Raw genomic sequence first — 15,042 nt, 5'->3', positions numbered from 1 at the left:
GGTATGGTCGTGAAGCCGCCCTACTCTGCTGAGGAACTCGCGCGCATTCTCAAGCAGGATCAAGAGCTTGGCCGGAACATCGTGCGCACGCGCGCCATGGCCGAGGCGCAGACCTTGAACATTCCGCCCCGTGCCGAACGCACGCCGGGCTGGTGGGTCCGCTTCGCCTTCCCGTTCGACGGTTACAACATCGCCTATGAAGTCCACGGCGAGGATTTGAACACATGGGTGAACCGGGCCGTGTATCGCGGCCGTCACACCTTCTCGCCCGACGATCTGCGCGATTTTCCCATTCTCGACCTGCGCCTGATGCTGTTCCATTTACAGCGCAGCGATTACTTCAGCGGTGGCGATCCCGATACCTACGATCCGATCGCCAACGACCTCCTCGACATTCTGCGCGAAAAACTGGAGACCGATTCATGACCGTCAAAGACTACTTCGAAAGCCTCGACTACGCGCCCGCGCCGGAGTCGCCGTCGGCGGCCAACGCGTGGCTGGATGCCCACGACCGCAAGTTCGACCTGTTCATCAACGGCAGGTGGCACGCGCCGTCCGGCGGCAAGACGCTGATCACCAGCAACCCGGCCAACGGGCAGAAGATCGCCGAGGTCGCGGACGCCTCCGCCGAGGACGTCGACGCGGCGTATCAGGCGGCGCGCACGGCGTTCGAGTCGTGGTCGGCGCTGAGCGGACACGCCCGCGCCCGCTATCTGTACGCCATCGCGCGCGGCATCCAACGTCATCAGCGCCTGCTGGCCGTCCTCGAATCGATGGACAACGGCAAGTCGATCCGCGAGAGCCGCGACATCGACATTCCGCTGGTCGCGCGCCACTTCTACCATCACGCCGGATGGGCGCAGTTGATGGAAACCGAGATGCGCGATTACGCGCCGGTCGGCGTGATCGGGCAGGTCATCCCGTGGAATTTCCCGCTGCTGATGCTGGCGTGGAAGATCGCGCCGGCGCTGGCGATGGGCAACACGGTCGTGCTCAAGCCCGCGCCGTTCACCAACCTGAGTGCGCTGCTGTTCGCGGAAATTTGCGCCGAGGCCGGCCTGCCGGCGGGCGTCGTCAACATCGTTACCGGCGGCGACCAGACCGGCGCGGCCATCACGGCGCATCCCGGCTTCGACAAGATCGCCTTCACCGGCAGCACCAACGTCGGCCGCATCATCCGCCGCGTGACGGCGGGCCGCGGCGTCAAGCTGTCGCTCGAACTGGGCGGCAAGTCACCGTACGTCGTGTTCGACGACTCCGATCAGGACGCGGCGGTCGAAGGCCTCGTCGACGCGATCTGGTTCAATCAGGGTCAGGTGTGCTGCGCCGGATCGCGCCTGTTGGTGCAGGAGAGCATCGCCGACCGTTTCCTCGACAAGGTGCGCCGCCGCATGAACATGCTGCGCGTCGGCGACTCGCTCGACAAGGCGGTCGACATGGGGCCGGTGGTCGCGCCCGTGCAGTACGAGACGATCGACCGGCTCGTGAAGAAGGGCTTGGCCGAAGGCGCGCTGCTCTATCAGGCCGAGACGCCGATACCGACCAACGGGTGCTATTACCCGCCCTCGCTGCTCACCAACGTGCAGCCCGCGTCGACCGTCGTGCAGGAGGAAATCTTTGGGCCGGTGCTGGTCGCGATGACGTTCCGCACCCCGTCCGAGGCAATCGAACTCGCCAACAACACCCGCTACGGCCTCGCCGCCAGCGTGTGGTCGGACAACATCAACCTTGCCATGGAGGTCGCGCGCGCGGTCAAGGCGGGCAGCGTGTGGGTCAACAGCACGAATCTGTTCGACGCGGCCAGCGGCTTCGGCGGCTACCGCGAGAGCGGCTTCGGGCGCGAAGGCGGCAAGGAAGGGCTGTACGAGTACACGCGTCCCAAGTGGCATGCGCGCCCGCACCCCGACTTGCCCGGCAAGGACAGCAAGGCGTTCAAGAATTGGGGCAAGGCCACCCCGCCCGGCCCCGCGGCGCTAGGCGCTGCCCCCTCAAGGGCCGAGGGGGCGAAAGGTTCCCCTCTCCCCTCTGAGGGAGAGGGGCTAGGGGTGAGGGGGTTCGCGGTCGATCGCACCGCCAAGATGTTCATCGGCGGCAAACAGAAGCGCCCGGACGGCAACTACTCGCGCCCGATCCTGTCGCCGGACGGCCACGAGGTCGGCCTCGTCGGTGACGGCAACCGCAAGGACATCCGCGATGCCGTAAGCGCCGCCCGCAGCGCCGAAGGGTGGGGCTTCCGCACCGGCCATCAGCGCGCGCAGATCCTGTATTACATTGCCGAGAACCTGTCGGCCCGCGCCGAGGAATTCGCGCAGCGCATCGCCGCCATGACCGGCGCTAAGCCCGATGCCGCGCGCCGCGAGGTCGAATTGAGCATCTCGCGCTGGTTCACGTGGGCCGCGTGGGCGGACAAGTACGGCGGCACCGTACAGGAGACCGAGCTGCGCGGGCTGACCATCGCGCTCACCGAGCCGCTTGGCACGATCGGAATCGCCTGCCCGGACGAGCACCCGCTGCTGGCGTTTGTGTCGCTCGTCGCGCCGGCCGTTGCGCGGGGGAACACCGTGGTGGTCGTGCCGTCGCAGGCGCATCCGTTGGCCGCCACCGACTTCTATCAGGTGTTGGAGACATCAGACCTGCCCGCCGGCGTGATCAACATTGTCACCGGCGACCGCGACCACCTGACCAAGACGCTGGTCGAGCACGACGACATCGACGGCATGTGGTACTTCGGGTCGGCGGTCGGCAGCGCGATGGTCGAGCAGCTCTCGGCCTACAACATGAAGCGCACGTGGGTGAACTACGGCGAGTCGCGCGATTGGGCCGACGAGCAGCAGGGCGCAGGTCACGAGTTCCTGCACCAGTCCACTCACATCAAGAACATCTGGGTGCCGATGGGCGAATAGGGACGAGGGAACAGGGGTAAGGTGCAGGGGGAAAGGGAAAAGCGGGCACAGAGCGCACAGAGCACAAGAGAGATCACAGAGAGGGCGACCCGGCGGGTCGCCCTCAGCACCCTCTCCCACCGAAACCTCACCCCAACCCCTCTCCCACAGAGAGGGGCTTTTGTTCCGGCGCACGCCTGTCTCCCCCTCGCCCCGCTTGCCGAGGGAGAGGGGGCCGGGGGGTGAGGGGCGAATAGGGACGAGGGAACAGGGGTAAGGTGCAGGGGGAGAGAGAGGGAAACGCACGCAGGTTAGAAGTCCCCCTCGCCCCTTGACGACCAACGGGAGCACCGAAGGTCGGGAGAGGGGCTAGGGGTGAGGTTCTCCCCTTTCCCCTCAGTGTGCTCCCTTATCTCTGTGTCCTCTGTGCCCTCTCTGTGGTTCAATCCTTTCTTCGTCGCGCGAACACACCCCGCCCTGGCGTGCCCTTCCTGACAACTGATGTCTGACTCCTGACGACTTCCCCTATGCAAAACCGATCCCCGCGCCTCCCGTCCGCGCGCCGTGCCATGCCAGCGCCAGCGCGATCACCGTGTCGTCGTGCATGCCGGCAGGCGCGCCATAGCGATACCCGCCCAGCGGCATCGGATCGACCCGGAATACGTTCAATTCGGCCAGCAGCACCGGATCGGGCAGCAGGGCCAGCTCCCCGTGTTCGAGCGCCAGCGCCAGCTTGTCGATCAGCACGGGCTTACTGCGCGCGGTCGTGGTGAACGCGCACACCGGCACGCCGTCAGCGATCAGCGCCTCGATGTTGACGTCGCCCGCCGCGTTCGCCTCGGCCCACACCACCTGCGCGTTCCAGTATCGCGCCAGATCGGCGACACGCGACCGTGTCTCGGCCCAGCTCAAGCCATTGAAGCGGTCTAGCGCGAGCATGGTGCCGCCGTTGGCATCGACAACGGCGCACACCGTGAAGTCGACCGATTTGCCCCAGTCTACGCCGATCACCACGCGTTGATCCGCATGCGGCACGGCGTCAATCGGCGCGGTGGCGCGCAAGTCGACGTTGCGGAACACCTGCCCGGCGCTGTCGACGAACTCCGCCAGAATCTCCGCCCTGTAGACCGTGTCCGGCAGCGTCGCGCGCAGTGCCTCCAGTTCGACGCGGTCGAGCAGCGGATTGTCGTGGCTGGGATGGTGGAAGGCCGCCCATTCGGAGAGCGCGGGGTCAAGCCCTTGCGCGTACAGGTGGTAAAAGTGGTTGCGTCCGTTCGGCGACGACAGGAACGCAGCGCCACCGCGCCGGTCGATCAACATGGGACGCACGACCTCCGGCCACAGGTCGGCAGGCAGGAACGCGGCCTCGTCCAGCACGGCGTAGTCCAGCCCCGCCCCGCGCAGAAACTCCGGATTCAATCCGCTGCGCACGGCGACCACGCCGCCGTTCTCGAGGTCGATGCGCCTCTCGGCAGTCGTTACCGTCGGCTTGAGCGGAGCGAGCACGCTGCGCAAGTCGCGCCACACCTGCCCGGCCATGCCATAGGTCGGGCTGATCCACCACGTCGTGCCGCCTTCTATTGCGTGCTGGAGCAGAAGATGCTTGCCCAACTCGGTCTTGCCGAAACGCCGGCCACAAGCGACGACCTTAAAGCGCGCGGGATGTGCATAGATCGCCGCCTGCGCCGCGTGCAGGGGCGGCAGTTGAATGTTCATGGACGACCTTTCTGAACGATTGGATGGATCTAGAGTCCCGACGATGAAGCCCTCACCCCCGGCCCCTCTCCCTCGAGAGGGGAGACCCACACGCCAGAACGCAAAGCCCCTCTCCTCGGGAGAGGGGTTGGGGTGAGGTTTCGGTAACCGGGTCGGGGCGAGTGGAGCATGCCGAGGGCGCCCCGTCGGGTCGCCCGTACGACACCTCTGTCTCGGTTCTTCTCCCGGACACGACAATGCCGTGTCCCGACACGCCGGAACCGTAAGCCCCTCTCCTCGGGAGAGGGGTTGGGGTGAGGTTTCGGTAACCGGGTTGGGGTGAGTGGAGCATGCCGAGGGCGACCCGACGGGTCGCCACTACAGCGCCTCTGTGTCGGTTCTTCTCCCGGACACGACAATGCCGTGTCCCAGCACGCCAGAACGCAAAGCCCCTCTCCTCGGGAGAGGGGTTGGGGTGAGGTTTCGGTAACCGGGTCGGGGTGAGGTTTCGGTAACCGGGTTAGGGCGAGTGGAGCATACCGAGGGCGCCCCGCCGGGTCGCCACTACAGCGCCTCTGTGTCGGTTCTTCTCCCGGACACGACAATGCCGTGTCCCGACACGCCAGAACGGAAAGCCCCTCTCCTCGGGAGAGGGGTTAGGGTGAGGTTTCGGTAACCGGGTTGGGGTGAGGTTTCTTCGGACAGGCGTTGGGGGTGAGGGTCTACGAAGCCACCGCCGCCGGAAGGCGAATACGGAACGTCGTGCCGACGCCTAGCTCGGACTGCACGCCAATGCTGCCGCCGTGCAGCTCGACCGACTGCTTCACGATGCTCAGACCGAGGCCCGTGCCGGCGATCGAGCCGACGTTGCTGCCGCGCTTGAACGGGTCGAACAGCGTCGGCAAGTCCTGCGGCGGCACGCCGATCCCGCGGTCGGTAATCGTCACCACGATGGCCGCGCCCTCGCGCCGCACGTCGACGAGGATCGTCAGGTGGTCGGGCGAGTAGCGCGCCGCGTTGCCCAACAGGTTGAACAGCACCTGCCGAATCATCTTGGTATCGGCGTTCATCGCGTATACGCCGGGCTGTATCGTCAGGTCGAAGGTCTGTTCAGGATGCACGCGGCGTACCTCGTCCAGCACGCTGCGAGTCGTCGCTTCGAGATCCAGCTGCTGAAGATCGAGCGCGGTCGCGCCGGCGTTGAGCTTGCCGAGCGTGAGCATGTCGTTGATCAGCTCCAGCATGCGCTGGACTTCGGCCTCGATCGTCTGATAGTGCCGCTGGCGCGCCGGTTCGGTCATCCGTTCGCCGTACTCTTGCAGCGTGGCGTTCGACGACCGGATGGCCGACAGCGGATTCTTGAACTCGTGCACGGCGAAATTGAGAAACTGCTGGCGCTGATCGTTGAGCACGCGCTCGCGCTCGAACTGACCGCGCATGCGCTGCGCTTCCTCGCGCTGCAAGTCGGCGCGCAGGCGTTCGCTGACATCGCGCAGCGTCACCAGCAGGCGGCCCGACCGCGTCTCGTCGCCGGGCTCGAGCAGGATAGCCGTCAAGTCCATCGGCACAAGCCGGCCGTTGGCGTGGCGGAAGCGATGCGTCAGCACGACCGTATCGCCGGCCGCCGCGGCGTTGCGCACGTCGTTGGCGTAGGGCGGGTAGCGCTTGTTGAACAGCCGCGACCAACTGCTGCCGATCAAATCCGCCAGCGGGTAGCCAAGCGCGATATTTGCTGCAGGGTTGGCGTCCAGCACCGTGCCGTCTGCCGCGTCGATCATCAGGATGACGTCGAGCGAGACCTCGAACATACGGCGGAAGCGCTGCTCGGACAAGGCCAGTTCGCGCGCGGTGAGCATTTGCGCACGCCGGCTTTCGCGGTCGGCCAGCGCCTTGTTGACTGTCGGCCCCAACAAGCCAAGGTGATCCTTTGAGACGCGATCGGCCGCGCCACGCTCGACCAGTTCGGCGCTGGTCGGCTCGCCTTCCGGCCCATGCACGACGATAAACGGAATGTCGAACGCGCCTTCCTGCACCCGGTCGAATGCGCGCTCTGCGCTGAACTCCGGAGTCTCGACATCGGCGAGGATCGCATCCAGTGCCGGGTTCAGATGCTTGACGAACTCGTCCTCTGTCCGCACCACGACGGCGCTGAGGTCGTACCCTGCACGCTGCAGTTCGCTTTGCAGCAGCAGAGCATCCTCCGCGCTCTCATCGAGAATCAGGACGTTTAAGGGGGTCATCGGACGATGGTGATTTTCAGTGTATACCTGCATGTACCTTGATTGCTGGATATTCTTCTCTCCCTCAGACGCCCGTTGCTTCGCACAACGTTTTGCTCCCCTCTCCCCGCTTGCGAGGGAGAGGGGCAGGGGGTGAGGGGTGTAGGTGGCAATCAAGGTTACACAGCCTGACTATAAGGTAACACACTTTGCAGCAGATGACCGCGCGCACTTGTCAAAGCCGGGGTACACTCGAATTCAACGCGGGTGTAGACACTGACCGGGGGCCGCTATGCGACGCATCACCGCGATCCTGATCGTCATTCTGGTATGGGTTGGGGCAAGCACCGCCCAGAGCGGCCGTCCGATTACCTCGCAGACCGCCGCCGATCTCGTGCCGACCGGGCTGTACGGCCCCGGCCGCGCAGGATCGGCCGCGTTTTCGCCGAACGGCAAACTGCTGGCCGTGGCGTCCAGTTCGGGCGTACGTCTGTTCGAGGTCGGCGCGATCGGCGCGGGCGACACGCTCGACGGCGACCCGTTCCCCGCGACCGGCGTCGACTTCAGCCCGGACGGCGCAGTGATGATTGCCTCCAGCCTCGGCTACAACGTGCGCAAGTTCGATCCGTTCAGCGGAGACAAGGTCGGCGACCTGTATCCGCCGTTGGGCGGGTCGCCCGGGTCCGCCGCGTACGATCCGCAGGGCCGCTTCTACGCCATCTCGGGCGGCGAGGTCATCAGCGTGTTCGACGCCGCCACCGATCAGCCCGTGCGCGACCTGACCGGCCACGCCGGCCGCGTGCTGGCGATGACCTACAGCGCCGACGGCAAGTGGTTGGCGAGCGCCAGCAGCGACGGGTCGGTCAAGGTGTGGAACGGCGCCGACGGCGTGGAAACCCTCACGCTGCTCGGCCATGACGCGCCGATCGGCAGCGTGGGCTTTTCCGACGACGGCGACCGGCTGATCACCGGCAGCGACGACGGCAGCGTGCGCGTGTGGGACCGGGAGACCGGCGCCGAACTGCTCGTGCTGGTTGAGGGCGAACCCGGATCGGCGGCGGGCGCGTTCAGCCCGGACGGCCGCACGACAGCGGTCGGCGGGAGCGACGGACGCGTGCTGCTGGTCGACGCGCAGACCGGCGCGCAGATTGCCGAAATCGGCCAGCACGACGGACCGCTGCTCGACATGGCGTTCAACGCGGACGGCTCGCTGCTGGCTTCCGTGAGCAGCGAACGAGTCACCCTGTACGACGTGCGCACCCTACAGGAGATCGGCAGCATTGCCTACGTGCCGGCCATCGCCGCGATCGCGCTCAGCCCCGACGGCGCGCTGTTGGCCGCCGGCGAACCCAGCGGTCACATCCGGCTCTACGACACACTGACCGGCAAGCAAAGCCGCGACCTCGCGCTGGGGCTTCCGCCATTGCGCGGACTGGCGTTCAGCGCCGACGGCTCGACCGTGCTGGCCGCAACCGCCGATTCGCGCCTCGGTGTCGGCCGCGTCGACGGCACAACCTCCAGCGTCGAGTATGACGCCGGCCAAAGCATCACCGCACTGGCCGTCCATCCCACCAATCCGGTGATCAACGCCGCCCTCGCCGACGGCAGCCTGTATTGGTGGGATGCCGTCAGCGGTTCGCAGAATGGCGCAGTCGATACGCATCCCGCGCCGGTGACGGTCGTCGGCTTCAGCCCGGACGGGCAGTGGATGGTGTCGGCCGATGCCAGCGGTACGGTGTTCATCTGGAGCGTCGAGACCGGCTCATGGGATTCGCTGCTGGAAGGCGCCGACTCCGGCATCGCCAGCGTCGCGTTCAGCGCGGATGGCCGCCGCCTCGCCGCCGGTCAGGACAGCGGATCGGTGCGCATCTGGACGGTCGGGCGGGGCGAATCGCCTGAACTCACCATCGAACCGCCGTTCGGCCGCGTGATCGGCGCTGTGGCATGGTCGCCAGATACGACCGTGCTGGCAGTCGGCATGTCGGACGGCGAACTCGCGCTGTTCAACACCGCCACCGGCGAGCGAATCACGTCGAATTGGGGCCACATCGGCATGATCAACGGGCTGGTGTTCTCGCCCGATGGCACGACGCTGTATTCCTCGGCCGACGACGGCCTGCTGGTGGTCTGGCAAGTGTTCTAAGGGAAAAGGGCCGGGGGGTAAGGGGAAAGGAACACGCCCCCTCACCTCTCTCCCGAACTTCGGTGCTCCCGTTGGTCGTCAGGGAGAGGGGCAGAACCCTACCGCCCGTCCGTAGGGACACGGCACCGCCGTGTCCGCCGGGCTGATTGAACCACACAGAGAGACGTAGACTTTAAAGCCCCCCCCCCCCCCGCCCCCCCCCCTAAGGGCGACCCGCTGGGTCGCCCGCCACCTACATCCACACATCCCGTAACAGCAGGGGCGACCGATCGGTCGCCCCTCGTGATTCGTGCCGCCCTCTCCCACAAAGGGCGCGGGGGGAGAGACTCGGGCTCCGTGTCACGATAGAACCCTACCGCCCGTCCGTAGGGACACGGCACCGCCGTGTCCGCCGGGCTGATTGAACCACACAGAGAGACGCAGGGGCGACCCGCTGGGTCGCCCGCCAATTCGCACGTCGTCGCGGCGTGGTAGGGACGCGATACATCGCGTCCGCAAGCTGTGCCGCACGCCCCCTCACCTCTCTCCCGACCTTCGGTGCTCCCGTTGGTCGTCAACGATCGAGGGGCAGAACCCTACCGCCCGTCCGTAGGGACACGGCACCGCCGTGTCCGCTTGGTTGATTGATCCACAGAGAGACATGTAACAGGGGTCGCCGGATCGCCCGCCACTCGCACGTCGTCGCGGCGTGGTAGAACCGCGATAAATCGCGTCCGCAAGCTGCACACCCTGTAACCTTTCCCCTTTGCCCGTTTCCCTTTCCCCTCAGTCCCACCCCCACAAATTGGGGGTCTGAGGCGGGACCGCATTACGAAACACATTACGGGCGTATCATAGGGTTAAGGGCAGAACGCCGGGGCCTGCCGGAAGGAGGTTCCGATCATGCGTATGTCACGTTTGATTCACCTGCTCAGTTTGGGAAGCGCAGTCCTGATTCTTGTGCTGCTTGTGGTGTCGCCGGTGACCGCCGCTGAGGAACCGAGCTTCATCCCGCCGCTCAACCCGCCCAATGACACCTTCGTCAACGCGGCCGATCTCGTCCTGAACCAGCGCGCCAAGACTATCGGCCTGCTCGGGTTCGCGGGGCTCGAGTCGCTCGAGACCTCCGACCCCGACCTGACGTCATGCCCGATGTATCACACCGTGTGGTACACCTTCATGGCGCCGTTCAGCGGGTATCTCGCGCTCTCGACCGCCGGCAGCACGGTGTACAGCCTACCCGATAGGCTTGACGTGTCGACCCGAATGGCGATCTACACGGGAACGACTCTCGCGAACCTCACTCAGCAAGCATGTGCGCTGGAAGATGCCAGCGGAATCGCCAACATCGGGTCTGTCGGGATCGTCGGCGGCAACAAGTACTACGTTCGGGTTGGCACCGGATACAACGACGTCTTCAACGGCACGCTCAAGGTGCGCGCGGTTATCCTCGACGCCCGCGACTGGGATCCGGTAGGCTTGGTCAACGAGAGTTTTGAGAGCGCCATTTCGCCCGCGGACTGGACCGTCAAGAAGGCCTACAACGGCGATGGGCGCGACTGCACGACCGCTGCCGTGGGTACCTGTTCGTTCAAGTTCGTCGGCGGGGTTGACGAAGCGACCAAGATTCAACAGTCGCGGACGTGGTCGATCTGGATCGTCGTCGGGCACGAGGCGCACCGCCTCGAGGTCTACAGCTACTACAAAGCGTCGACAGCCCCGAACCTGAAAATGCAGTTGTGCATCAGCTACTCGGACGGCACGCCCACCACTAAAGCGAGCGTGGTCTACAGCACCGTCCAAGCCAACTATCGTGTGGGGCAAAGTCGGCGCAACCTTCGACAGCCCGAATGTCGCCGCGATCAAGGTCATGTTCAAGAACAAGGCAACCAGCGGCTCGACCTACTTGGACTACGTCATGCTCGATTACGACGGTGGCCTGCTGCGGAGCGTGCCGGACGGCGTGCTGCCAGTCCCGCCCGCGGCCCGTTAAAGGAGGTGCTGTTGGAGGCTGACAACAACGCCATAGGGCGCCCGGCCAGCGCATGGCCCACCATGCTGCACCGGGCGCCCACCGTACATACCGAAACGCCACCTGATTCAAACCCGGCTAAAATGAGCACGCGATTAAAAACACGCATATAATGTGAGCATAGGCTGGTCAATCCTGACCATTGCACCACTGATTTGGGGGAAACATGCGCAAACATCATTCCATACTCATCCTGTTCATCTGTGCCTTGCTGCTGGGGAGCGCCTTCGTCTCGACAGCGCAAGAAGAGCGCGCGGAAACCCCGCGTACCATCGTGAGCCTGCCGACGACATTTGCCAGCGGCGTCTCAGCCTTCTACGCCATGCCAGACACCGGCGATGCCATCGACATCTCTGCGGGCACCCCGACCGAGGCAAGTGAGCCAACCCCATCTTGCAGCGGCGGTGTATTGGGGACATACAGCGTCTGGTTTGCCCTCAATCACCCCGGCGGAACACTGGATATCAATACGGCGTATGCTACTGGTAGTGCCTACGACACAGTCATCCAAGTCTTCGCCTACGATACGCAGTCAATTACGGATCTTCTGGAGGTCCGGTGTGACGACGACAGCGGTGGCGGCTCGGCTGGCAACGACGCCCGTGTAAACACTATCCTTGGCAGCGCGCCATACCTAGTCCGTATCTCCTGCAAGGATCTTTGCGGCGGAGTAATCGACCTCGCGCTGTCGATCTCGTTCATCCCGCCTATCGGAGCCACACCTAACAGCAACAATCTCGCAGGCAATCAGCCGATCACGTTCAACAAGGCCGTCAAGGTGGATAACATCGGTTTTGCATCGCGCGAGACGCTCGAAACTACAGACCCTGACCTTACAACCTGCAACATGTACCACTCGGTCTGGCACCGCTTCGTCGCGCCGCGTTCGGGGTACTTCACCTTCTCGACCTACGGCTCGCGGTTAGTGCGGGCATTCGAGTCGCAGGACACGAAGCTCGCGGTTTACAGCTCGAGCGGCGGGCCGGTCTTCGCCAACCTCACGCAGTTAGGCTGCAGCGACGACAGCTACGGCACGCTGTACAGCGTGGTGAACGGCGTATTCATCAGCCAAGGCACCGAGGTGTATGTGCGTGTTGGCACGTTCAGCAGTGCGAACCTGCTGGCCGGGTCGCAGTACCGCATCATGATCTCGCCGGAGTACATGAGCGGCCTCGGCACGAACCCCGCCTTTGACTCCGGCACGAGTGGCTGGACACTCAAGAACACGTCCGGGTCGGACGGCGTTTTCAATGACGGTGGGGACAACGTCTTCCGGTTCTTCGGCGCGCTGAACAAGAACGCCAAGATCAAGCAGAGCGTTACACCGTCGACGGTGCTGCTGGACAAGGCGGAAGAGGGCGGCGCGTTCCGCATGTTCGCCAACTACAACGCCGTTTCGCTGTCGAACAACGCCAAGTTCATCCTCAAGGTGACCTACACCGACGGCACGCCGACCACCAAGTTGACGTACAACACGCTGCGCATCACGGCGGGCTACCAGACCATCAATCTGGTGGCGCCGATCGCCAGCAAGAACGTCAACAAGGTCTCCATGATGTTCAAGAACAGCAGCACCAGCGGCCAGATTCGCGTGGACGACATATCGCTCGACTACGCCGGCAACCCGGCCCGCGAGCGCAAGGGCGACGGCCTGCTGCCGCTGCCGGCGCCGGCGTGGCGCTCCGGCGACGCCGCGACCTTCCGCGGCCAAAACTAAGGGCAACGGGGAAAGGGTTGAGGGGAAAGGAAACCCACAACTCCCATCCAATCGGAGGGGCCACCAATTGGTCGCCCCTCGTGATTCGTGCCGCCCCCTCGCCCTGTCACGAGAGAACCCTACCGCCCGTGCGTAGGGACACGGCACCGCCGTGTCCGCCGGGCTGATTGAACCCCAGAGAACGGTGCAGGGGAGACCCGGCGGGTCGCCCGACACCTACATCCGCACGCACCGCACCCGTAGGGGCGACCGATCGGTCGCCCGTCTTGACTCGTACCCCCCTCGCCCTGTCACAATAGAACCCTACCGCCCTGACGTAGGGACACGGCACCGCCGTGTCCGCCGGGCTGATTGAACCCCAGAGAACGGTGTAGGGACGACCCGGCGGGTCGCCCGTCACCTACATCCGCACATCCCGCCGTAGGGGCGACCAATTGGTCGCCCCTCGTGATTCGTGCCGCCCCCTCGCCCTGTCACGAGAGAACCCTACCGCCCTGACGTAGGGACACGGCAGTGCCGTGTCCGCCGGGCTGATTGAACCCCAGAGAACGGTGTAGGGGCGACCCGGCGGGTCGCCCGCCACCTACATCCGCACATCCCGTAACAGCAGGGCGACCGACCGGTCGCCTCTACCGGACCGTGCCCCGCCACGCATCCTCTGACAACTGACTTCTGACTCCTGCCGACTCTAGTACGTATCGGGCAGATCGTTCAGGTACAGCACCGCGTCGCCCGGCTTGAGCTCGCGCTGAGTCCACGCGACCGCCTCGCTCAGCACGTCAACGGTGTGCAGATTCGCCTCGGAGAATCCCGCCTCCAGCGCCCCGGCCTTGATCGGTGCGGTCAGCTCCGGCCCGACCAGCAGAATGTCGGTTGCGACGCCCGCTGCCGCCTCGCCGAGCGCCTTGTTCTCCTGCGCGTGCAGCGGGCCAAGCTCGATCATCCCCGGCGTGATCAACACGCGCCGCCCGGTGGTGTGCAGGGCCAGCGCCGCCAGCGCGCTCCGCGACCCGACCGGGTTGGCCGAGTACGCGTCGTTGAGGATCGTGATGCCCTGCGCGGTGGACTGCCGCACGAGGCGGCTTTCGGCCGGCTTGAGCGTCCGCGCGCGCTGGGCAATTTCCTTGAGCGACATGCGCTCGTTGACGCACACGGCGATCGCGATCAGCAGATTGGTCACGTTGTGGATGCCCAGCACCGGCACCTCGAACGCCTGCACGTCGCCGGTGTGCGTGTCATGCACGGTGAACGTCAGCCCATCGAGCGACTCGCGCGCGTCCGCCGCCACGAAGCGCACGTCGCGCGGGGCCGTCGCCGGGTCGATCTGCCGGCTGACGCCGATGCGCGTCGCCGGATAGCCCTTTTCCTGCATGGCGCGGATGTACGGGTTGTCCCAGTTGAACACGCCCACGCCGTCCGGCGGCAGCGAGGCGATCACCTCGTATTTCGATTCGGCGGTGCGCTCCAATGTCTTGAAGCGCTCCAGATGCTGCGGGCCGACCTCGACCTCGATGCCGATATGCGGCGGCGTGAGGTCGGCGATGCGTTTGATCTCGCCCGGGAAGTACGCGCCCATCTCGACGATGAAGTAGTCGATGGCGTAGTTGTCGGCCAGATCGGTGTTGATCGCCCGGCAAATGCCCATCATCGTGTTGAAGCTCTTGGGCGTGGCGTAGGCGCGGTAACGGCCGTTGAGCAGGTCGGCGATGAAGTTCTTGGTCGTCGTCTTGCCGTAGCTGCCGGTGATCCCGATCACGGTCGGGTTAATGCGCTGGATGATCGCGCGGGCCTGCCGAATGTAGGCGCGCCGGTAAAGCGATTCGACCGGCGTCATCACGATGTTGCCGAGCATCAGCCACAGCGGGGCCAGCAGCCACGTCAGGTAGCCTGACAAGCCGGCCATCACAATCGTCAGCCGGTCGGAGTCGACCGCTCCGCCGATCAACAAGCCGGAGGCGACGCTGCCGAGGGCCGCGATGACGAACGCCGCGCCGAGGATACGCTTGGCCCGCGCCGTCGCCACAAAGCGCTTCTTTACCTCGCGTTCGGGCCGCGGCCACCCGATCCACGCCGCCGCGACCAGCCAGATCGCCAACGGGAGCAGCGGGCCGCCCTCGCCGAACAACACGCCGAACGCCGCCGCCACGCCTGCGATCACTGGCGAGCGGTTCGGCAGCACGCGGTCAAGCTTGCCGAACCACCAGCGCGCAAACCGGTTCGACTTGTACTCGTCGATCTGATAGAACCGCGCGAGGCGATAAACGCGAATCACCGTCGCGATGAACCAGACGAGCAGGATGAGCAGCAGAGCAAAGTCGAGCATCGAGGCGTATTGGCCTGACAAGACGGCGAAACGGCGCCATTGTACCGCACGC

At 65.3% G+C, this 15,042-nt stretch carries 8 protein-coding genes; 5 read left to right on the top strand and 3 right to left on the bottom strand.

The genetic code is table 11. The features are described from left to right. The first annotated feature begins 3 nt into the window (after positions 1-3). Together IPM16_23475 and IPM16_23470 are read left to right on the top strand one after the other, a co-directional pair. Positions 4-426, top strand: a complete 423-nt coding sequence (locus tag IPM16_23475) for a hypothetical protein (GenBank protein ID MBK9126069.1) — start codon at positions 4-6, stop codon at positions 424-426. Continuing rightward, positions 423-2,903 carry an aldehyde dehydrogenase family protein gene (locus IPM16_23470; GenBank protein MBK9126068.1) on the top strand — a complete coding sequence of 827 codons (2,481 nt, stop codon included), beginning with the start codon at positions 423-425 and terminating at the stop codon, positions 2,901-2,903. Before IPM16_23475 ends, IPM16_23470 begins: the two co-directional genes overlap by 4 nt. A gap of 504 nt (positions 2,904-3,407) precedes the next feature. Here the strand turns inward: IPM16_23470 and IPM16_23465 are convergent. Both IPM16_23465 and IPM16_23460 read right to left on the bottom strand, forming a co-directional pair. Continuing rightward, entirely contained in the window at positions 3,408-4,598 is a 1,191-nt protein-coding gene (locus IPM16_23465) for a hypothetical protein (protein ID MBK9126067.1), read from the bottom strand. A 701-nt stretch (positions 4,599-5,299) separates the two neighbouring features. Then, positions 5,300-6,817 (bottom strand): hybrid sensor histidine kinase/response regulator, encoded by a 1,518-nt coding sequence (locus IPM16_23460; protein MBK9126066.1) that lies wholly within the window; start codon positions 6,815-6,817, stop codon positions 5,300-5,302. Positions 6,818-7,088: 271 nt separating this feature from the next. Between IPM16_23460 and IPM16_23455 the strand changes: the two genes are divergently transcribed. The 3 genes from IPM16_23455 (at position 7,089) to IPM16_23445 (ending at position 12,667) form a co-directional block, all read left to right on the top strand. Further along, positions 7,089-8,939: a PD40 domain-containing protein gene (locus IPM16_23455; protein ID MBK9126065.1), complete on the top strand. Its 1,851-nt coding sequence runs from the start codon at positions 7,089-7,091 to the stop codon at positions 8,937-8,939. Between the two features lie 882 nt (positions 8,940-9,821). Next, positions 9,822-11,063, top strand: coding sequence for a hypothetical protein (locus tag IPM16_23450; GenBank protein ID MBK9126064.1), 1,242 nt, complete (start codon positions 9,822-9,824; stop codon positions 11,061-11,063). Positions 11,064-11,116: 53 nt separating this feature from the next. Beyond that, positions 11,117-12,667 (top strand): hypothetical protein, encoded by a 1,551-nt coding sequence (locus tag IPM16_23445; GenBank protein ID MBK9126063.1) that lies wholly within the window; start codon positions 11,117-11,119, stop codon positions 12,665-12,667. Between the two features lie 688 nt (positions 12,668-13,355). Here IPM16_23445 and IPM16_23440 read toward each other — a convergent pair. After that, complete coding sequence (locus IPM16_23440) at positions 13,356-14,990, bottom strand: UDP-N-acetylmuramoyl-tripeptide--D-alanyl-D-alanine ligase (protein ID MBK9126062.1); 1,635 nt, start codon at positions 14,988-14,990, stop codon at positions 13,356-13,358. Positions 14,991-15,042: the final 52 nt, after the last annotated feature.

The organism is Candidatus Flexicrinis affinis (assembly GCA_016716525.1).
Classification (GTDB): domain Bacteria; phylum Chloroflexota; class Anaerolineae; order Aggregatilineales; family Phototrophicaceae; genus Flexicrinis; species Flexicrinis affinis.
This window is presented reverse-complemented; position numbering and strand designations above follow the sequence as displayed.